Source organism: Psychrobacter sp. ASPA161_6 (assembly GCF_051970285.1).
Taxonomy (GTDB): domain Bacteria; phylum Pseudomonadota; class Gammaproteobacteria; order Pseudomonadales; family Moraxellaceae; genus Psychrobacter; species Psychrobacter glaciei.
The window spans coordinates 46456-66535 of record NZ_JBEFNJ010000004.1; the positions used below are offsets into that span (position 1 = coordinate 46456).

Annotated in this window: 16 protein-coding genes; 8 read left to right on the plus strand and 8 right to left on the minus strand. The window is 42.5% G+C overall.

Annotated features, from left to right (window positions below; all coding sequences use genetic code 11):
* The first annotated feature begins 64 nt into the window (after nt 1-64).
* The gene (locus ACTQ9T_RS11230; RefSeq protein WP_440465104.1) at nt 65-940 is read left to right on the plus strand and encodes an MBL fold metallo-hydrolase; all 876 of its coding nucleotides are present in this window, start codon (nt 65-67) and stop codon (nt 938-940) included.
* Between the two features lie 132 nt (nt 941-1072).
* Nucleotides 1073-1687: a GNAT family N-acetyltransferase gene (locus tag ACTQ9T_RS11235; RefSeq protein ID WP_440465105.1), complete on the plus strand. Its 615-nt coding sequence runs from the start codon at nt 1073-1075 to the stop codon at nt 1685-1687.
* Nucleotides 1688-1916: 229 nt separating this feature from the next.
* On the opposite strand, the gene ACTQ9T_RS11240 is transcribed toward ACTQ9T_RS11235, so the two are convergent.
* Nucleotides 1917-2687, minus strand: a complete 771-nt coding sequence (locus ACTQ9T_RS11240) for an IclR family transcriptional regulator (protein WP_440465106.1) — start codon at nt 2685-2687, stop codon at nt 1917-1919.
* A gap of 241 nt (nt 2688-2928) precedes the next feature.
* On the opposite strand from ACTQ9T_RS11240, the gene ACTQ9T_RS11245 reads away from it, so the two are divergent.
* The 4 genes from ACTQ9T_RS11245 to ACTQ9T_RS11260 all read left to right on the plus strand — a co-directional run bounded on the left by ACTQ9T_RS11245 (nt 2929) and on the right by ACTQ9T_RS11260 (nt 10217).
* Nucleotides 2929-4119 carry an iron-containing alcohol dehydrogenase gene (locus tag ACTQ9T_RS11245; RefSeq protein ID WP_440465107.1) on the plus strand — a complete coding sequence of 397 codons (1191 nt, stop codon included), beginning with the start codon at nt 2929-2931 and terminating at the stop codon, nt 4117-4119.
* A 59-nt stretch (nt 4120-4178) separates the two neighbouring features.
* Entirely contained in the window at nt 4179-5669 is a 1491-nt protein-coding gene (locus ACTQ9T_RS11250) for a CoA-acylating methylmalonate-semialdehyde dehydrogenase (RefSeq protein ID WP_440465108.1), read from the plus strand.
* A 234-nt stretch (nt 5670-5903) separates the two neighbouring features.
* A complete protein-coding gene (locus ACTQ9T_RS11255) occupies nt 5904-8411 on the plus strand; it encodes a CoA transferase (protein WP_440465109.1) in 2508 nt (835 codons plus the stop codon).
* Between the two features lie 159 nt (nt 8412-8570).
* Nucleotides 8571-10217, plus strand: coding sequence for a BCCT family transporter (locus ACTQ9T_RS11260; RefSeq protein WP_440465110.1), 1647 nt, complete (start codon nt 8571-8573; stop codon nt 10215-10217).
* A 325-nt stretch (nt 10218-10542) separates the two neighbouring features.
* On the opposite strand, the gene ACTQ9T_RS11265 is transcribed toward ACTQ9T_RS11260, so the two are convergent.
* From ACTQ9T_RS11265 to ACTQ9T_RS11285, 5 genes are all read right to left on the minus strand, one after another.
* On the minus strand, nt 10543-11316 hold the full coding sequence (locus ACTQ9T_RS11265; RefSeq protein WP_440465111.1) for a phosphonatase-like hydrolase: 774 nt from the start codon (nt 11314-11316) through the stop codon (nt 10543-10545).
* Nucleotides 11316-12458 (minus strand): TIGR03364 family FAD-dependent oxidoreductase, encoded by a 1143-nt coding sequence (locus ACTQ9T_RS11270; protein ID WP_440465112.1) that lies wholly within the window; start codon nt 12456-12458, stop codon nt 11316-11318. Before ACTQ9T_RS11270 ends, ACTQ9T_RS11265 begins: the two co-directional genes overlap by 1 nt.
* A 102-nt stretch (nt 12459-12560) precedes the next feature.
* Nucleotides 12561-13547, minus strand: coding sequence for an ABC transporter substrate-binding protein (locus ACTQ9T_RS11275; RefSeq protein WP_415228328.1), 987 nt, complete (start codon nt 13545-13547; stop codon nt 12561-12563).
* Nucleotides 13548-13624: 77 nt separating this feature from the next.
* On the minus strand, nt 13625-15307 hold the full coding sequence (locus ACTQ9T_RS11280) for an ABC transporter permease subunit (RefSeq protein WP_440465113.1): 1683 nt from the start codon (nt 15305-15307) through the stop codon (nt 13625-13627).
* Between the two features lie 66 nt (nt 15308-15373).
* Nucleotides 15374-16252 (minus strand): ABC transporter ATP-binding protein, encoded by an 879-nt coding sequence (locus ACTQ9T_RS11285; protein WP_440465114.1) that lies wholly within the window; start codon nt 16250-16252, stop codon nt 15374-15376.
* A 251-nt stretch (nt 16253-16503) separates the two neighbouring features.
* On the opposite strand from ACTQ9T_RS11285, the gene ACTQ9T_RS11290 reads away from it, so the two are divergent.
* On the plus strand, nt 16504-17379 hold the full coding sequence (locus ACTQ9T_RS11290; protein ID WP_440465115.1) for a LysR family transcriptional regulator: 876 nt from the start codon (nt 16504-16506) through the stop codon (nt 17377-17379).
* Between the two features lie 126 nt (nt 17380-17505).
* Here the strand turns inward: ACTQ9T_RS11290 and ACTQ9T_RS11295 are convergent, their stop codons facing one another.
* Together ACTQ9T_RS11295 and ACTQ9T_RS11300 are read right to left on the minus strand one after the other, a co-directional pair.
* Nucleotides 17506-17730, minus strand: coding sequence for a hypothetical protein (locus ACTQ9T_RS11295; protein ID WP_440465116.1), 225 nt, complete (start codon nt 17728-17730; stop codon nt 17506-17508).
* 233 nt (nt 17731-17963) lie between these two features.
* Nucleotides 17964-18857 (minus strand): LysR substrate-binding domain-containing protein, encoded by an 894-nt coding sequence (locus ACTQ9T_RS11300; protein ID WP_440465117.1) that lies wholly within the window; start codon nt 18855-18857, stop codon nt 17964-17966.
* Nucleotides 18858-19025: 168 nt separating this feature from the next.
* Between ACTQ9T_RS11300 and ACTQ9T_RS11305 the strand changes: the two genes are divergently transcribed.
* Nucleotides 19026-20003 (plus strand): zinc-dependent alcohol dehydrogenase family protein, encoded by a 978-nt coding sequence (locus ACTQ9T_RS11305; protein WP_440465118.1) that lies wholly within the window; start codon nt 19026-19028, stop codon nt 20001-20003.
* Nucleotides 20004-20080 lie beyond the last annotated feature (77 nt).

A 20080-nucleotide genomic window follows, 5' to 3' on the forward strand; every position in this document is an offset into this window, starting at 1 on the left:
GCCACTAACAACGAATACCGCCATTAACGCGGTCTATTTACTCAAACAAAAATACAGGTGGATTATGAAAAAATTAATGACAGCTTCTATGGCGGCCAGTGTTCTACTGCTTGCAACCCAAACGAACGCAGCCGACCTACAACTACAAGCATATAAACCAGATCAAAATGCTATTTTCCCAGTGACCTCTGTACTGGCAAGTGGCGAGAAAGATGCTATTTTGTTCGATGCGCAGTTTAGTGTTAGCGACGGTGAAGCATTGGTTGATATGATCAAAAAAAGTAATAAAGACCTTAAAATGATCTATATCACGGCAGGCGATCCAGATTACTATTTCGGTCTTCAGCCTTTAGTCAAAGCCTTCCCTAATGTGAAGGTTATGTCTAGCCCTTCTATTGTTGAACACATTGAGGCGACCAAAGATACAAAATTAAAGCATTGGAGCCCAATCCTTGGCAAACACGCGCCTACCAAGATCACAGTACCTCAAACACTTAACCAGTCTACACTGACCTTAGAAGGCCATAAAATTGAAATCAAAGCGTTCGGAACCCCTCAAGCATACATGTGGGTACCAGAGTCAAAAACCGTTTTCGGCGGCGTGTCGGTAACATCAGGCATGCATGTGTGGACTGCTGATACCCAAACTAAAGAAGCACGTAGCGCTTGGATGCAATCATTAGAACAAATGAAGCAATTAAAGCCAAACGTCGTGATACCAGGTCACTATTCAGGCAACCTACTCAAAAAAGACTACGCTGTTGATTTCACCCTCAATTATCTAAAAACTTTTGAGCAAGCACTCGACGAGGCAAAAAGACAAGATTCTAAGCAATCAGAAAAAGTGATTACCACCATGAAATCGGCTTATCCAGCGTTGCCCGGAGGAAGTGATTTAGAGTTGAGCAGTCAAGTCAATACAGGTGAAATAGAGTGGTAAATACAAACTATTAGATAAAAATATCATGATTTGATAAGTCTGTTAGCGAAATACGAGTGTCAAAGTACTGGCGTATGAATGCTTGGTCAATCAGCATACGCTAGCACTTTTAATGATAAATGAGAGTGACTAATGACAATACAGTATCGTCGTGCTACGCCTGAAGACTTTTCAGCCATTGTTGACCTTTTTGTCGTCAATATGAATTTGAGTGTATTTACTACTGCAACAGATAAGCAGGTTCTAAAGCAATTGGCTACCCTATTTCTAGCTAAAGACTATCATCATGCTACTTTTATACAAGTTGCAGAATATGGTGACATTATTTGCGGTGTGGTGATAGGGGTCACTAAACAAGATCCACATAAAGCTTTGTCATTCGATGATAAGCCCATTATTGATCAGATAGAAAACAAGCTGCGTCTATCTGAACAAGGACAACAGGTATTGAAAGAGTTACAAGAAAAAGAGGCTGCTGGCACGAAACGAAAGAAAATCGATTTTGATAGCGAGCTGCAGTTTTTCTGTGTGGACCCAAACTATCGTCGCCACCGTATTGGAGCGACGCTAATTCAGGCATTTGAGACTTATCTCGTGGCACAGGGCGTAACCACGTATGCACTGCACACAGACACTTTATGTACTTATCAATACTATGACAACAATGGCTATCAACGTGTTGATCAGTATCCTAACCACCTAAACCCACAGATAATGCACTATACCTATGTCAAACCTTTATCTTAACGAGTTTGTAAAAACGACAAATGGTTTTGACATCATAGATATACTAAGTTGGATGATACAATATCTTGTCACTTACAAAATATGATTTGCTGTAAAAAAGATTGGTAACGCTATATTATATATAGCGTTACCAATCTTTTTTACTGAGGTGATGATGTTCTGACTGGGGTTTGCTATAAGATCAACTAACACTCATAGTAATTTACTACCCCGCTTTGCACCTACTTCTCTATTCATAGTTTTGATTAAAAATTACCGATAGCTCATTTGCTGCTTCTTGCATAAGAGGCACATAGCTGAGTAGTTCCTCTAGACTTTTTCTCACGGTCGGCCCATGGGTAAACACCGTCGCAAAGGCTTGCTGATCGCCATTAGGAATCATGACCGCACAGGCAACCATACCTGGAATAAACTCCTCATTATCTATGCCTACTCCCGTCTCACGCGTTGTAGTAATCGTTTGCATCAGTTGCTTTTTATCGGTTTGAGTTTTGGTCGTTAGTGCGTGTAACGACATTTTCTCAACGATGCGCTCGCATTTCTCATCCGATAGCTGCGATAACAATAATTTACCACTGGCACTGGCCCAAACAGGCACATGCGTGCCCGAAGGCAGAAATATTTGTAGCGGCCAATCCGACATAACGCGATCGATATAAACCACATCTAAGTCTTGTAAAATCGAAATACCTACCGTCTCCCCTATTTGCGCTGACAGCTCGTTCAGTATCGCTAGCCTTTCATTTTTAAAGTCACTGTTTTGCAATAAGTTCATGGCAAGCTTATAGGTGCGTTTTCCACAGGTTACCTTTCCTGGCAAATCTAACTGCACAAACCCAAGACCCTGCAGTTGATCCAATAGCCGATACATACTCGGCACAGGCACTTCTAATGTTTCTGCTAAATCGCTGACACTCATTGGCCGTTGCGAGCTGGCCAGTACCTCTACTATCTGCAAAACGCGCTCAACACTTGAGCCCTTCTTTTTAGTATTACTCATTGTTTGGTTTAAACCTCTGGCTGACTCGCAGCAAATAAATTTATTTATTATAACGATAAAATTTACGCTTTTGCGTCTTGCTATTACAAAAACATTCTGTTACCTTTCACATATCGATAAGATATTTATCGTTATGTGAATTTTATATCTAAGCGCTATACACTTTTGTGAATAGTCCGTACGACGATTGAGCTGCCTACTACGCTTATATCTGAAGTCATTAATTCAAGGATGAGTCACTATGTCACACAGTATCCTGCTCCCAAGAACGATGGAAATTGGACGCGATGCCTGCCAAAAGCTGCCAGCAATATTGGCCAGCTTAGGGGTAAAAAAACCCCTTATTATCACTGACGAGATGATGGTTAAACTCGGCTATGTCGATAACATTCAAACCATTTTGAAAGCAGCACAAATCAATGCCGATGTATTTTCAGATACGGTGCCAGAGCCTACTGAAAGCTCTATTGAGGCTGGCGTGTCTCAAGTACAAGCACAAGATTACGATGGTCTGATTGCCTTAGGTGGCGGAAGCCCTATCGATAGTGCAAAAGCCATTGCTATTCTAGGAAAATTTGGCGGCGTGATTCGCGATTATAAGTTTCCTCGTCAAGTGGATGAAGCAGGTTTGCCTATTATTGCCATACCGACGACGGCAGGCACAGGATCAGAAGTGACACGCTTTACCATCATTACTGATGAGGCTAATAACGAAAAGCTGCTGTGCGTGGGTATGGGGTTTATGCCCGTCGCAGCCATTATCGATTATAGCCTCACGCTCAGCGTACCGCCTCGTACTACCGCAGATACGGGGATCGATGCGATGACCCATGCTATCGAAGCGTATATCAGCCCTAAACGTAATGCCTATAGCGACCAACAGGCGCTCGCAGCCTTACGCTTAATTGGACCCAATATCCAAACGGCTTATCACGACGGCAAAGATGAAACCGCCCGTGAAGCAATGATGCTGGGCTCTACCTTAGCAGGTATTGCATTCTGTAACTCTTCAGTAGCACTGGTACATGGCATGAGTCGTCCAATTGGTGCCTTTTTTCACGTGCCGCATGGCCTATCAAACGCGATGCTATTGCCAACCATTACAGAGTTCGGCATTTCTAGTGCCCCCGACCGTTATGCGGACTGCGCGCGTGCACTAGGCATAGCAGATCATAGTGAGACAGACGATCAGGCCAATGTCAGCTTGGTCAAGTATCTAAAAAGCTTAAACGATGAGCTTCACGTGCCCACATTGGCACAGTTTGGTGTCCAAAAAGCAGATTTTGATGCGCTAATAAACACAATGTGCGAGCAAGCATTCGCATCAGGTTCACCCAACAACAACCCTAGAATACCTACGCTAGAAGAAATGGTTCAACTCTATACCTTGCTATGGAATGACAACACTGCTGCTGAGAGTTCAGTCAGTTAAAACTGTCATCACTTACTATTAACCCACTAATTATTCACATGTTTAAAGGAATTAAACTTATGCAAACGATCGGACATTTTATCAACGGCAGCCTGTCAAACAATGACAGCCAAACTCAAGATGTTTATAACCCATCAACTGGTGATGTCAGCAAGAAAGTCGCTTTGGGTGGTGAAAAAACCATAGGCGAAGCAGTCGCTGCGGCTAAAGCGGCTTTCCCAGCATGGAGCAAAACCTCGCCACTAAAACGCGCGCGCGTCATGTTCAAATTCAAAGAATTGTTAGAGCAAAATGCAGATGAAATCTGCAGACTGGTTGGCGAAGAGCACGGAAAAATCGTACATGATGCGGCAGGCGAGCTACAGCGCGGTATTGAAAACGTCGAATATGCGTGCGGTGCACCTGAGTTGCTCAAAGGCGAGCACAGCCGTAATGTGAGTACTGATATAGACTCTTGGAGTGAGTTTCATCCACTAGGTGTGGTTGCTGGTATCACACCATTCAACTTCCCTGTGATGGTGCCACTGTGGATGTTCCCAATGGCGATCGTTTGCGGTAATACCTTTGTATTAAAACCGTCTGAGCGTGACCCTAGCGCCACACTTTTCATCGCACAGCTTTTGCAGCAAGCGGGCCTACCAGATGGTGTCATTAACGTCGTAAATGGTGGCAAAGAAGCCGTTGATGCTATTTTGCATCATCCAGATGTCAAAGCCGTTAGCTTTGTGGGCTCAACCCCTATCGCTGAATACATCTATACCACAGCTGCTGCTCAAGGCAAACGTTGCCAAGCATTAGGCGGTGCAAAAAACCATGCGATTGTCATGCCAGATGCAGACTTAGACAATGTCGTCACCTCACTATTGGGTGCTGCTTTTGGCTCATCAGGCGAGCGTTGTATGGCGCTATCTGTTGCCGTTGCAGTTGGTGATGAGACCGCTGATAAGATGATTGCGGCCCTACAGCCTGCTATTAAAGAGCTAAAACTGGGGCTTCATTCAGATAAAAGCAACGACTTTGGCCCTGTCATTACAGCAGCGCACAAATCTAAGATTTTAGACTACATCAAAAGTGCTACCGAGCAAGGTGCAGAGCTCATCATCGATGGTTCTGATGCTGCCCCAGAAGGCAATGAGAATGGATTTTTCGTAGGTCCTACTCTGATTGATCATGTCACTAAAGACATGCACAGCTACGAGGCAGAGATTTTCGGTCCCGTGTTACAGGTGATGCGTGTGCAGACCATGGCCGAGGCCGTACAACTCATAAACGATCATGAATATGGTAACGGCACCTGTATTTATACGAGAGATGGAGAAGCGGCGCGTTACTTTATTGACAACATTCAAGTCGGTATGGTTGGTGTCAATATTCCACTACCAGTACCTGTAGCGTCTCAAAGCTTTGGTGGCTGGAAGCGTTCATTATTTGGTGACTTGGCCATGTACGGACCAGACGGCGTGAGATTCTTCACTCGTCGTAAGACCATTACGCAGCGCTGGCCTAGTGCGGCATTGAGAGAAGAAAAACAGTTCTCTATGCCAACTTAATAGCACTGTCTTTTCAAGGTGCTAGCCTTTAAGAACACTACATTATAAAGGCGCTACATTATAAAGCCCTTACCTTTTAAGCGCACTGCATAATCAGTGCGCTTAAAAGCAGTCGTTTGTATTCAAAAAATGCTGCTTGCTTCTGACTCTCTCCATTAGTGGACGACTGGCAAGTGCTCTGACTGAATTCTAATTTTTCATAGTCGTACCATAAAATTCTAAGGATAGATAACTATGCGAGAAACTTTTGAATTGCCATTACTGGGTGTCAAAGTCATCGATTTTGGTCAATATATTGCGGGTCCTGCTGTTGGTATGATGCTTGGCGACTTAGGCGCAACCGTGGTTCATATAGACCCACCGACAGGCCCAAAGTGGCACAGTCCAGCCAATGCGGTACTGAATCGCAATAAATTGATGTTAACACTCGATCTTAAGACGGATGAAGGCTTGGCGCAAGCTAGGCAATTAATTTTAGAAAGTGACATCGTTATCGAAGGCTTTCGCCCTGGAAAAATGGCAGAAATGGGATTAGATCTGGTCGCGCTACGAAAAGAGCGGCCACAGCTGATCACACTGTCAATCCCTGGATTTGCATCGAATGACGAAAATCGCCGTGAGTTACGTGCCTATGAAAGCATTGTGGCAGCGAGCTCGGGCGTGTTTACTGACATGGGTTTAAACCGTGTGCTCATGGGCATTAACCCATCGTTCTCACCCTTACCACTACCCTCTGCTTATGGCGCAATGCTGGCAGGTTCTTCCGTTGTTTTTGCACTACAAGCACGTGAAAATACAGGACTTGGCGATGCTATTGAAGTTCCACTTGCTGCGGCTGTGATGGAAGGCCTTTGTTACAACTCAATAGATATCGAAAACCTACCTGAACGCTATTTGACCCAACGCGAAGTTGAGATTCAACGTCGCCGCGTTGAAGGTATTCCCATGAATATGGACTACGAAGCGTTGCAAGAACTGCTAGATCCTTTTTACCGCAGTTACATGTGTAAAGATGGCCGTATGTTTTACGTGGTATGCCCCAGCCACAAACATCACGCCAAGCGTTGTTTGCAAGTATTGGGGTTATACGACGAATTACTTGAGGAAGGATTGACTGAGGAGGAAGACACTTATTTGCCTTCTAGTCAGTGGACATCTGATACATCGCTTGGGGTTTATCCCATGCCAAAACATTGGGCAGATCGTATTGCCGAAAAAATGAAAGTGGCGTTTTTATTACGTACGTCAAAAGAGTGGCAGAAGATTTTTGGGAAACGCGGCATACCTGGTGCACCGCAGCGTTGGCTACAAGAATGGATTCATGATGATCATGCAGAAACAACAGGACTCATGATCGAAGTTGATGACCCTACTTATGGCAAGATGATTCAGCCAGGCCCAATTGTGTGGCTAGAAGAATGTGGCGAGTTGATGTTACAACCGAAAGCACCGCTGCCTATCGACTTTGAGGGCGCATTGAAAAAATTAAAGGCAATCAAAACCAAGTTGCCTTCAATCAATAATGTTGATGAAAAAAGCGGTTGGTTAGACGGTATTAAAGTACTTGATCTTTGTAATGTTATTGCAGGCCCGCATTCGGCCTGTTATTTGGCGCGTTTTGGTGCAGAAGTTATCAAGCTTGATTCTGCTTCTCCATTATACGACAGCTGGAATACTGTCATTTATGGTATGTCTCAAATGGTCGGCAAACGCTCCATACTTGCTGATATTAGCAAAGGCACAGGACGAGAAGTGTTCGAGAAGTTGGTTCGTTCCGTTGACGTTATTGTTTGGAATGCAACAGACACACAAATCAAAAAAATGGGCTTGGATACTGAAGGCTTAAAAGCCTTAAATCCTGATGCTATATTCTGTAAGCTTGATTGTTTTAGTGGTGTCCGTAAGGGTCCGAGTAGTGACTTCATAGGCTATGACGATGTGGTACAGGCGTCTACTGGCATCATGTTGCGTTGCGGCGGTGCTATGGATACTCCTGAAGAACATGCACACGTTGGTACTATTGATGTCATGTGCGGCTTTGGCGGCGCCATGAGTATTGGTGTGGCGCTCTATCAAAAATATCGTACAGGCCGCATTGGACGTGGTCGTACTTCATTGGTCGCCAATAGCGCCTTGCTACAAATCCCCTATTGCTATGATTTTGAAAAACGCGGGTTATTCAATGAGCCATCAGGTCGCGAAACCAACGGCCATGATGAGCTGACGCGCTTTTACTATACCTCTTCAGGGAACTACTTGTTATTAAACGCGTATGAAGTCGATGTAAAAAACTTCGAAAACGTTGAAGACTTACAAGGTTTCAGTGAGCTGGATAAAAATGATCGTGCCGCTTTCTTATCTAATACCTTTCAAAAAGCGCCTGCTCATGACTGGGTAGAACGTCTGCAAGCTGCCGATATTGCGGCTGTCGTCTGTGCGGATATCAATGCATTACGTGCTGAATACAGCCGCACAGCAGATGGCACACCAGGTACTGACAATGGTAGTTATTCTTTCTCAATTTATGAAGATCATCCAAGTGGCCATACAGTGACTCAGCTTGATCCTTATTCTATTCGTCCGTCGAACAGCATCGTGTATGCACTCTCTAGACCTGAAAAATTTGGACAATCCACCCGTCAGATCATGCTAGAACTTGGCTATAGCGAGGCAGACATTGACGCCAGTATTGCCAGTGGTGATTTGAGTGATAGTTGGAGTCAAGAGTTTTTACCAAGTTAAATAGGCAGTGTCATCAGTTGGAGTGCCCTGCTAACCATGATGCAAGTTGGTTGGTATCTGGCTGATGACACGCCCTGAATGATAGGGGTTAAGCTGCTCGAAGGACAGTGCAGCTTGATGCTCATTTGAACAAAAGGAAAACCATCTAAAGGATTAGATATGAAAAACAGCAGCAGAAAACCTTTAACCAAATTGCCGATTAAAGTGGCGACAAAAGGTTTTTATGAAGGGTTTAATAAAGACGTTACGATTACCGCTAAAATCTTACTGGGTCTGCTCATTGTTTGGGCTGTCATCTTTCCTGATAATTCAACGACGATATTAGGGTCGATCAATACTTTCTTACTCAATCACTTTTCGACATGGTATATCTTATGCGTCGCCTTTTTCTTAATTTTAGCGTTGATTCTGGCCGTTGTGCCGCGCTATGGGAGGTTGATTTTAGGGGACACCGGAGATAAACCTGAGTTCTCCAACTTTTCATGGTTTTCGATGATTTTCGGTGCTGGTATTGGTGTTGGTATGTTGACTTTTGCGACCGCAGAGCCGATGTATCACTTTGCCAATAACCCTGAAGTCATTCAAGGGTTGGCAACGGGCTCTGGTGCCGACAATGTACGATATGCCTATAAATGGGCCTTTCTACATTGGGGATTCAGCGCATGGATTTGCTATTCCTTAGTCGGATTATCGATGGCCTATTTTTCGTTTAGACGTAAATTACCTTTAACCATTCGCTCAGGTCTTGCGCCATTATTCGGCCAAAAACTATCAGGTAAACTCGGTAATACCATTGACATCGTTGCCGTTATTGCCACTATCTTGGGCGTGGCCCAAACATTAGGGTTTGGGGTTGAGCAATTCGTTTCTAGTATGTACCGTGTTGGTTTGGGCGAATGGTTGATGAATGCTGATGGCACATCGTCAACGGCAGCCATTATCGTTGCACTGGTCGTTATCGTTGGTATAGCAACCCTATCTGCGCTTTCTGGGCTAGGTAAAGGGGTGAAATGGCTCTCTAACATCAACATGGGATTGAGTCTGGTTCTGTTTGCCTTTTTCTTAGTATTCGGTTCGACATTCTTTGGTTTACAATCTTTTTTCTTAGGTATGTTTGACTATGTTGTCGCACTTCCTGAGCTGCTATTTACGGTTTGGCAGCCAGATGGTACGGTGGTCGGTGACACGCTTGCCACATGGCAAAAAGACTGGTCAGTGTTTTATTGGGCATGGTGGATTGCTTTTGGTCCTTTTGTTGGTGTTTTCTTTGCTCGCATCTCACGTGGTCGTAGTATTCGGACTTATTTATTCGGTACCGTTATCCTACCTGCTCTGATGTGTTTTATTTGGTTTTCAATGGTGGGTGGTACCGCGATTGACTTAACGCTAGGTGGCACCAATGCCATCTCAAGCGTGGGTCAAGAATCTCAATTATTGGCAATGCTTGATGTGATGTTGTCCCCAGGTTTTGCTTGGGTAATGGCAATTTTAGTTCTGGTCTTACTATTGACCTACTTAGTCACGACGTTAGATTCGGCAATTTTAGTTATCAACACCATCAATTCAGGTGGTAACGAGGGTCCAAAAGGCCGCCCACATATTATCTTTTGGGGCGTAATACTAGCATTAGTTGTTGGCGTACTGCTGATAAGCGGAGGACTGGGCGCGATTAAAACGGCGATGGTTATTGGTGCCTTGCCGTTTAGTTTTGTGATGGTACTCATGGGAATATCACTGGTCAAAGCCATTCTTTATGATACCAGTCCGGCTAGGCTAGAGACGATAGATCCGGTTGACGAACCATAATTTAGATATACATACTTAGGAACATGCTAATTACACGCACCAAGAAGATACAGCAAGCGCAACGCTAAATGATAGAGTGCTCGATTAGCGTCCGCTAAAAGCCAATTGAGCACGCTTGGTGTGTTGTGAGATTTATATTCAATCGTTTGTATTCCAATATTAAATACCTGTCTAAAGTTACAGCCTTTAGGCAGGAACACTTAATCTAAACGGCAGTTACACAGAATCTGGGACAGTCCTTCTAAATCAAAAAAGCCATAAAAGTCATTGCTTTTATGGCTTTACTATTCTGTTTTATATTTTGAATCTTAGACCTAGCTTTAAGTTAAATAAGCGCCTTTAAATCAGTCAGCTTATCTAAAATCGCATCAGGTGAATATTTCACTAGCTGCTGCTCGTTTTGTGCACCAGATAGCACACCTAAAACCAGCCCACACTCTGCATTTTGGCCTTCCTCAATATCGATACCACTATCCCCTGCTTTTAATACTTGCTGTGAATTCTCGATATTGAACTGCTTCATCGCAAGAGTAATCATATCCGGGTCTGGGCGGCCATTTTCTACGTCATCGGCTGTTATTAGCGCATCTACTTGATCCCCCACAGACCACCCTAAGATAGTCAAAATGTTATTAGCAGTCTTAGCATCATATCCTGTATTTAATACCACTTTACGACCGCGCGCCTTTAACTGCTCAAACAACTCTGACATGCCTTCAAACTCAGATAAGGTGTCCTTGCTATAAGCAGTTGCAAGATTGACTTTAAAGGCTGCAAATGCCGTATCCGTTAATGATTCAATACAAGCATCAGATAAATCTAACCTGTTTAAAATATCGCGGATGGCGTTGCGTTTTTCTTTCCCTGCACCATATTCTAAACATAACTCAAGACTCACTTGTTTATCTGACTTGCCAGCGCTATCCAGTGCTTCAGTGATGGCATTACATACGGTTTTATAGACTAAGTTACCTTCATCTACTGTTGTGCCAGCCATATCAAACACACAGAGCCTAATATCAAAAAATTTGTTTTTAATACTGTTTAAACTATCACTATGTGAGCTGCTGCTTGTTATATTATTATTTGCTGTATTCATTACTTTGATTCCAATACCAATTCAATTAATTCTTCGCCAAATGCGAAACCTGTTGATGCCCCTGTACCACTGGTGACTGCACCGACCACCACACCTTTTTCAGGTGATGTCTTAAATACCACGTCATCTGCACTTGGATATACACCCAACCAGTGCTGAGTAATATCTATCTCACCAATATCCATCACCTGCTTAAATTCATTAATGATTAGATCATCAATTCGAGTGTCTCTAAACGGTAGTTCTCTATCACTATAGTCATGACTATCGCCAATGATTAGTGAGCCATCTTCAGACTGAACCACAATTAGGTGGACACCTGCTTGACGCTCTACACTTTGAATATCGTCAAGTAAGGTTTTTAGTACCGTAGCTTCAGGTAACTGAGCAAATCCATCATAACGGGCAAAGCTTAAATCTGACATGACAGCGGCATTTAATCTAAATGCTTGTTTGGGCATGACTCGCATCATATTTAGCGTGCACATTTTAGCTTTGGTCTTAGCGAACACGTCTGGATATAAGCCAGTAAAGTCAGATCCTGGGCAGACCACACAATGCTCAGCGTTAAGGAAACCGCGGCTGGTATGCACTTTTGGTAATTCCACCGAAGTCACGGTGGTATGATTATAAAAGTCCACATTCTGCGTCTCTTGTAACCAATGAGCCAGCTTAGCGACTGCAGTATTAGACTCCACTCTAAGCTCATGCCGACTATATAACACCCCTTCTCCCTTGTTCAGATAAGGCGCGGCTTCATTAATTTCAGACTGTGTCAGTAGTCGGCACCCCTCACCCATTTCCGTCTTTAAAAAAGCTTGTGCAACATCTACCGTTTCAGGTCTCTGCATTAACATATGCAAACCGATATGCTCTATCTGAATACCTGCTTTTGGCGCAACCTCGGCCCAAACATTACGCGAGTGCATGGCGCGTTGCCAATGCTCACCTCGACGCTGACCACTAACGGTCACAAATCCAAAATTACGAACAGAAGCATCTTTGTTCTGAGATTGGCGTTCTACAACTGCAACACTCAACCCCTTTTTAACGGCGGCGTAGGCGCTTGCCAGCCCAACGATGCCCCCACCTACGACGACGACATCGTATGTTTTATCAGAAAGTATTTTGCTCATTGTCATATCTGCTCTTCCCATACATCTTTATTAATTAGCCCTCTACTTGCTTAACCTATGAACTAATATAGCTAAGCATGAATGAGCATTATTTTGATTGAACTAAAATTACTCACCATGGAAAAAAGCACGGTGCTTATCTAACAGTTCGGCAGTTAATAGCTCTGGATAGGTCTTAGAATTATCAATCTGATTCTCAGCAGCTACTGTCTCGCCGTCATACACAATATTTGGATAAATCTCTAATAAACCTGGGCGAGCTTTAGTGACAATTAATTCAGCCATTTTCATTGCTTTAGGATTTGTTTTCTCTCCTTTATCAATAACAGCAACCGATTCAGTCAATGTGTAATTACCTTCACTGGGATCCACAAAATCAATTGGTAAACCTTTTGCTTTATTAGCGACTGCCTGATGACGTAGTCCGAAACCGATAGGCACCTCACCTGCCATTACCTTTTTAAGAGGACCAGAGCCAGATAGCTCTAAATTAGGTCCTGCATTTTCACGAATAGCATTCATGATTTGTTGACCTTCAGCATCGGTGCCATATTCAGCAGCAATATCCTGTACAAACAACCAACCAGTTGATGAGCCATTTGGATCAACCATAGAAATTTGATTTTTATAAATAGGATTCGCTAAGTCTTTGGCACTGGTAGGTATGGGGAGATTATTGGCTTCCATCTCTTTGGTATTGAGTAAGATGGCACCCGTAAAGCTGAGGATCGGTGCATAGTAATTAGGCGTCGCAATCTGTGGATTTGCCGTAAATGCTAACGCTTTAAACATTGGGTTCTTTGCTTGAGCACTTTCGATATAAAACGAGCTCATTGTCACCATATCAGCTTCAATATTTTTTCCTTCTGCTAATAGTCGTCCACCAAGCTCACCTGTTCCGAATGATTGAAATATGTATTGACCTTCAAAGCCTGCCTCATCAAGCACCTCTTGAATAACCTCGACTGCCTCTTCATCAGCATTACTATAAATAATCACCTCCTCGCCAGCCGTATCTCCCGAGCTTTGCGACCCACAACCTGCTACTAAAACGCCACAAGTCAATCCCATTACTATCGTTTTGAATAAGTTCATTGTTATTCCTAATTATTTGAATGGTTAACGGTTCAATTGGTTTTCGTCACATCAATACCTAAACTGTGTTGAAATATCTAAGCGACCGTCGTCACTGTGGTCTTTTTCACTTTTATTTTTGTTGTGCCATTGATGCTTCTGGTATAAAGGTATCGAACTACTGCGAAGAATATTAATGCCGTGATATTTGTGAGTAGCACCATCAGCGACAAGATAAAAATCTCATCAAAGCGAGCGAAGTGCTGTAATTCAACAATTTTTGTAGTCAGCACCATCGTCTTCGCACCTGAAATGAATATCACTGCACTGATGCTGACCATCGCACTGATAAAGAAGTACGAGGCCACTTCGATAAGTGTAAATATTGAGTTGGGTACAACAATTCGGCGTAAAGACTGTAGCCATGAGTCTCCAAGTAAAGAGGCTGTAGTCTCCCAACCTAGATTCATTTTTGATAGTGCATTTTTGCTCATGAGATAAGGTGTTGAGAAGTAATGAATGATATTACTAATCACAATAATAAAGATGGTGTTAGATATAGATGAGCCTGAGAAAACCATCAGATAAGCAATACCAATAACCATACCTGGCACTGTATTGGTCACTAAAGCTGAGCTTTCGATCGTCAGCTTTCCTATCTTGAATAACCCTGAGCGCTCGTATACTAATGCGGCAACATAGGTAATAATGGTGCCAAAAACAGCCGTTAAGGTCGCAACAATAAGTGAGTTCTTATACACTCGCATTAGGTTCGAGGACTCAATCACCTTAGTAAATGTGTCTGTACTAAACGCCATCTCGTAAGGCCATGTCTTAATCCATGGAATGATGAAGATCACAGCAAATACGAATAACAGTGAAATCAAAATGCCACTGGACAACACACCCAGAATCCTGTCTTTGACTTTAGAGGTGGGCAAGTCAAAATGCTCTACTGAGTCATATCTGACATTAAATCGAGCCACATACCAAAGCAGTAGAATGCTCAAGACAGAGGGGATTAGCATAAACAGGGCAACCACAGAGCCCTTTTCAAACGAGGGAGATGCACCCAGTATTTGGGTATAAAGCTCAGTGGCGATAACCTTGTACTGACCACCAATAGAGGCTGGAATACCAAAGTCAGTAAAGGCTAAAAAGAAGCATTGAATGATAGCGGCTGCAAAAGTACCAATTAAAGGACGAATGACCGTCATATCTATCTGGCGTAAGCGTGAATCGCCCATTAGTTCTGATACAATTACGAACTTCTTATCCAAATATTGAAAAGTATTGTTAAGCAGTAAAAAGGCTATTGGCAAGGTATAGATGGTGTAGCCAAGCCACATACCATAGAAACCATATATGTCTTCAAACAACTGAAAGCCAATCATCTTAGTGAGTAGACCTTGCTTACCAAAGGTATAAATAATGGCAAACCCATAAGTCACTGTTGGCAATAGCATAGGGAACAGTGACGCAAGCTTAATGGTTTGTTTAAAGCCCTTTGGCAAGTTAGTCCAGTGCACCGTATAGGCAAGGATAAATGCCAAAAAGGTGGCACTCATCGCACTAACAATGGCGACAAAAAAACTATTTAACATCACTTGTCTGAAGTCATTACTGCTGATGATATCGACATAGTGGCTTAGACCTAATCCATCAGCCACATTAAATGATAGCATCAACATTTTACCCAAAGGCACAAACATAAAGACGAGAAATAGCGCACCAATGAAAAGCCACGAAGCTTTCATTAGCGGTGAGTTATTAAGTTTCATAATGACCTACGCGCGAAATAAGTAAGTTTTGAGAGACCAGCGTTGGCCTAATGCGATTAACCTTTGTTAACCTTTGGAAGTATCTTTAATGGATTTAGCAGCTGTGCGCTGGATTATGGAATTGATATCTTCAGTGACTGAACTGCCATCTAGCATAGGTCTCATTTGAGTGTATTTTTCTAAGGGGTCAGCTGGCGCACTGTCCGCTTCAAATAGGCTCAAGATATTACGGCGTTTGATATTGAGCTGATTTAAGATAAAGCTCTTAACAAAGTCATTGGCCGGGTTTTGGATGATTTCTGATGGCTTAGCATATTGAGCTACCTTGCCGTCTGATAACAACAAAATACGATCAGAGAGTGTCATCGCTTCTTCAGGATCATGTGTGACAATCAAAGTAGTTAACTCATAACGCGCTGCAATCTCACGAATACGTGCCTTAATAGTCTCTTTAATAACCCCGTCTAAGGCAGATAAAGGCTCATCTAATAATAAAATTTTAGGCTTCATCACTAAAGTACGTGCTAATGCAACACGCTGCTTTTGTCCCCCAGAGAGCTGGCTGATTCGCTTGTTCAAATGCAGCTTAATCTCCAAAAGATCAACTAGCTCATCAACCTCCGCTTGCGTACTTACGTTAGGTCTATTACGTAGCCCATATTCAATATTCTGCTTTACGTTCAAGTTAGGAAACAACGCATAGTCTTGGAATACAATATTGAAACCTCTGTGCTTCATAGGCACACGTGTGATGTCTTCCTTATCATAGGCAAGTCGACCAGAACTAATATCGGTTAGACCTAAAATAATATGCAGCAACGTGGTTTTCCCGCAGCCAGATGGGCCCAATATTGAAACAATCTCACCCTTATTCACTTTTAGGGAGATATCTTCAAAAATAACTTTGCCATCATACTTCTTAGTCACATTTCTTAGTTCTAACATAATTCAAGCCCAAACTTATATTTTGGTATTGGCAGTGAGTGATAGCTCAAGCAAATACATTTAGGTAAATTGTTCAATGCTTTAATCATTTACATGTAACTAATATAGAAGATGAATATGACAGTTTGGCGTCAGATATAAGGTTAACTTATACATTTAATCATTCAGTCTTATTTATCGTGTATAACTTCTCGTACTTCCCAGAGATAAGCCTGACAATCTCTGAAACCGATACGAGAAACGGCGGTCATATGACGAAAAAACCTTACACTTATAATCAGCTAAACATATTAAATTCGGTGCTTGAGGAAGGTAATTACACGCAGGCAGCTAAACGTTTAGGCGTGTCTCAATCTGCCATTAGCCAAGCACTATCTACGCTTGAAAACAATCTTGGGTTTAAGCTATTTATGCAGCGTGGCAGGCACCTTGTGCCAACAGATTACTGCTTAGAGCTTGGGTCATTGACGAGTAAAATACGAGCAGTTGAAGATGATCTAGAGCAGCTGATTCAAAGAAGTAAAATCTTTGAAGCGGCTATATTAAAGGTAGCTCTATGCAGCCCGCTGCCGGGCACTGAAATTATCAGGCAGTTTAGTAAGCGCTATCCCAAGCTACAGACTGAGATCTATTTTGGTAATTTCTATGAAACGTTCAGTAGAGTCGTTAACGGTCAAGTAGATGTTGGCATTCTTGCAAATGTGCCAAAGGATGACAGGTTACAGTTTAAGAAATGTGCTACCCAAAGGCTTGTTGCCTTATGCTCACCGAACCACCCTTTTGCATCAAGAGAGTCTATAAGCTTGACTGAGTTGGCGTCGGAAACCGTTATATTCCGCACGCACGGCTCTACCACTCAAAAACTTATAAATGAGGCACTAGCAAAAATTGATTTAGAGATAACCCCTACGTATATCGTAAACACCCAAGAAAGTGTTTACGATGCGGTTTACCAAAACTTAGGTGTCGGATTTGCATGGAGCGAAAGCGCAATAAGAAAGGATGGTTTTGTGAAGGTACCCATTGCGGAGCTACCTTCAGACTATGATGAGGTGGTCTTTTCACTCAAAAATGTAAACAACTTAGTGGTGACTGCTTTGATGAACTCTTTAGATACCTCTGGTTAGACTATTTGAAAAAAGCATCCTAATGTTTTCAATATATACGTATCTTGCGAAGTAAGTTTTTTGCATCAAATCCATTTATCATAATTGATCTCTTGGGAACAATTAATGTGGTTGTGGAGTAAGTGTTTAGTTCATTTGAGTACCTGTCACGCTTGTTTTCGCCTGCATGATTAGTGATAAGCAATAAAGGATTAGTGCTAAGGCTAAAAAAATAAAAGTCAGAGGTAAAAACAAGCTTTCTTGAAGCACGCCATTAGAAGCAATGCCACCGTAAAATAAGCTTTCCATCAGTCCAGACAGTGCAGCAAGGGCCAGCATAATTGAGCCACTAACAAATAATTTAGATTTCATAAAAGCTCCATAGGCTCATATTTAAGCATGATAAGTCATTTTAAATTTAGAAACATTCATCAGGTCATGAGTGCCTAGGCCTATATCCTATATGAAATAATCTGCAGATTGGGCGTGCTCCTATTTTTTCATAAACTATTCATACTCGGTCTTTAAAAATATTAATATTCATGAAAGTAAATTCATCGGTCGTTGACTATAAAAACTTGTGAGATCAAGCTGTAGACCCAAACTCAAATCGCTATCATGTGCTCTATCAGAAAATCTAAAAAAACGCGCGTTTTTGGTGAGATCATATCTCGCTTTAAATAAATAGCGTAAGTAGCACTCAGTTCTTCATAGGGACTAAAAATATGATCTGGCATGACTTGAACCAATGACCCGTTCGCCAATTCACTTTTAACAGCCCACAATGGGATTAGCGTCAGACCTGTATGATTCAATACCAGCTGCTTTTGACCATTCACCGAGTTCACTGAAACCTGACTATTAATCATCAACTTTTTACGATCTTCTGCTATCAAAAACCACTCTTTCCAACCGTTATAACCATATCGGATACATTGGTGATCAGCTAGATCGTCAACCCCACAAGGCGTGCCATTATTTTTTAAATATTGGGGGCTTGCACACAGTAGAAAATCATTAAATACCAAACGTCTGGCAATCATGGTCGAATCAGATAGGCGTCCACTTCGAATAGCCACATCAATATTTTCTTCTATAAGATCTACAACCCGCTCTGTTAACTCAATTTTTATATCAATATCTGGATATAACGACATAAATTTCGGTATTAACGGTAATACCATGCTTTCACCAAAACCGACTGTCATGCTGATTTTCAGCTTACCCTGTGGCGTTATTTGTAAATCATTAACGGCTCTTTTGGCATTATCAAACTCTGACACAATTCGCTGAGAGTATTCGTAATATTTGTGCCCCGCTTCAGTCAAACTGGTGTTTCTGGTCGTTTTATTGAGCAGACGTACGCCCAACTCCTTTTCAAGCACTGCTAACTGCCGTGAAATGGAAGACGGCTGTACATCAAAGATGCGGCTGGCTTCTGAAATACTACCGGTTTCGACAACACTATTGAAATATGCCAATCGATTTATTGAGCTCATTGCCACTCCTTTATTAAGTTGATAGGTATTCCATTTAACTGTAACCATGGCTTGCTCAAAAAGCAAAAGTAATTTGTTTACTGGGTAATGGTTTGCTGGATTAGCAACGTCTAAACTTATTGTCCTGAAACAAACCATAAGACATTCACACCAGTAAAGGGTAATAACATGAAAGCGATGATCATTAAAGAAATCGGTACAACTGCAGTTTTTCAATTGGCAGAAAAACCAAAACCAACGGCAACACTAGGTCACATGGTTGTGGAAGTGAAAGCCACTAGTGTGAACCCTATTGATACCATGCTGCGCTCAGTCGAGCTGCCTTGGTCGGAGAATTTGCCAGAGATACTACACGGTGATGTAGCTGGTATTGTGAGCGAGATAGGTACTGACGTCACTGAATTTAGTGTTGGTGACGAAGTTTATGGTATGGCTGGTGGCCTCAACGGTATTGATGGTGCACTTGCTGAATTCATGTTAGTTGATGTGCGTTTAATGGCTAAAAAGCCTAAAACACTCAGCATGAAGCAAGCCGCAGCCTTGCCGTTGGTCGCACTCACTTCTTATGAAGCACTCGTACAAAAAATGAATGTCAAAGAAGGCGATAATGTCCTGATTCATGGTGCAACAGGGGGCGTTGGTCATATTGCCGTTCAGCTAGCAAAAGTACTTGGCGCGACAGTCACTGCTACCTACTCTCCTGCTAATCGTGCACTAGCACAAACACTAGGCGCGGATCATCTAGTGGATTATACAACAGCGGAGGTTGATGACTATGTGGCGACGTATACTGACAGCGTGGGTTTTGACAAAGTTTTTGATACAGTAGCTGGTGATAATATACAAAAATCTTTTCAAGCCGTTAGATTCAATGGCCATGTCGCCACTATTTTACCGATTGCAGATCCATTGCAAATTGCTCTCAAAGCCTTATCTTTCCATGGTGTTTTGGTGCTCATTCCATTATTTCATGGCATCAACCATGAATCGCACGGTCGTATCCTGACAATGATTGCGGAGCTGGTTGATACTGGTAAAATCACGCCTATCATAGATGATAGTAACTACTCTATTTGGGAGGTAGCGTGCGCGCATGACCACCTTGAATCAGGTAAAGCAGTGGGTAAAATTACGCTTACTGTATAGTAGTATTAGGGCGTATCCTCATTTTGAACATGACGATAAAAATGAGATAAATTGCAGCCAGACTGTATTAAATAGCT

What these genes read in the sequence shown, in the direction of transcription:
- ACTQ9T_RS11250 (WP_440465108.1), top strand. Translation starts at nt 4,179, where the DNA reads ATGCAAACGATCGGACATTTTATCAACGGCAGCCTGTCAAACAATGAC.
- ACTQ9T_RS11265 (WP_440465111.1), bottom strand. Translation starts at nt 11,316, where the DNA reads ATGAATACAGCAAATAATAATATAACAAGCAGCAGCTCACATAGTGAT.
- ACTQ9T_RS11260 (WP_440465110.1), top strand. Translation starts at nt 8,571, where the DNA reads ATGAAAAACAGCAGCAGAAAACCTTTAACCAAATTGCCGATTAAAGTG.
- ACTQ9T_RS11255 (WP_440465109.1), top strand. Translation starts at nt 5,904, where the DNA reads ATGCGAGAAACTTTTGAATTGCCATTACTGGGTGTCAAAGTCATCGAT.
- ACTQ9T_RS11280 (WP_440465113.1), bottom strand. Translation starts at nt 15,307, where the DNA reads ATGAAACTTAATAACTCACCGCTAATGAAAGCTTCGTGGCTTTTCATT.
- ACTQ9T_RS11245 (WP_440465107.1), top strand. Translation starts at nt 2,929, where the DNA reads ATGTCACACAGTATCCTGCTCCCAAGAACGATGGAAATTGGACGCGAT.
- ACTQ9T_RS11235 (WP_440465105.1), top strand. Translation starts at nt 1,073, where the DNA reads ATGACAATACAGTATCGTCGTGCTACGCCTGAAGACTTTTCAGCCATT.
- ACTQ9T_RS11270 (WP_440465112.1), bottom strand. Translation starts at nt 12,458, where the DNA reads ATGACAATGAGCAAAATACTTTCTGATAAAACATACGATGTCGTCGTC.
- ACTQ9T_RS11295 (WP_440465116.1), bottom strand. Translation starts at nt 17,730, where the DNA reads ATGAAATCTAAATTATTTGTTAGTGGCTCAATTATGCTGGCCCTTGCT.
- ACTQ9T_RS11285 (WP_440465114.1), bottom strand. Translation starts at nt 16,252, where the DNA reads ATGTTAGAACTAAGAAATGTGACTAAGAAGTATGATGGCAAAGTTATT.
- ACTQ9T_RS11240 (WP_440465106.1), bottom strand. Translation starts at nt 2,687, where the DNA reads ATGAGTAATACTAAAAAGAAGGGCTCAAGTGTTGAGCGCGTTTTGCAG.
- ACTQ9T_RS11290 (WP_440465115.1), top strand. Translation starts at nt 16,504, where the DNA reads ATGACGAAAAAACCTTACACTTATAATCAGCTAAACATATTAAATTCG.
- ACTQ9T_RS11275 (WP_415228328.1), bottom strand. Translation starts at nt 13,547, where the DNA reads ATGAACTTATTCAAAACGATAGTAATGGGATTGACTTGTGGCGTTTTA.
- ACTQ9T_RS11230 (WP_440465104.1), top strand. Translation starts at nt 65, where the DNA reads ATGAAAAAATTAATGACAGCTTCTATGGCGGCCAGTGTTCTACTGCTT.
- ACTQ9T_RS11300 (WP_440465117.1), bottom strand. Translation starts at nt 18,857, where the DNA reads ATGAGCTCAATAAATCGATTGGCATATTTCAATAGTGTTGTCGAAACC.
- ACTQ9T_RS11305 (WP_440465118.1), top strand. Translation starts at nt 19,026, where the DNA reads ATGAAAGCGATGATCATTAAAGAAATCGGTACAACTGCAGTTTTTCAA.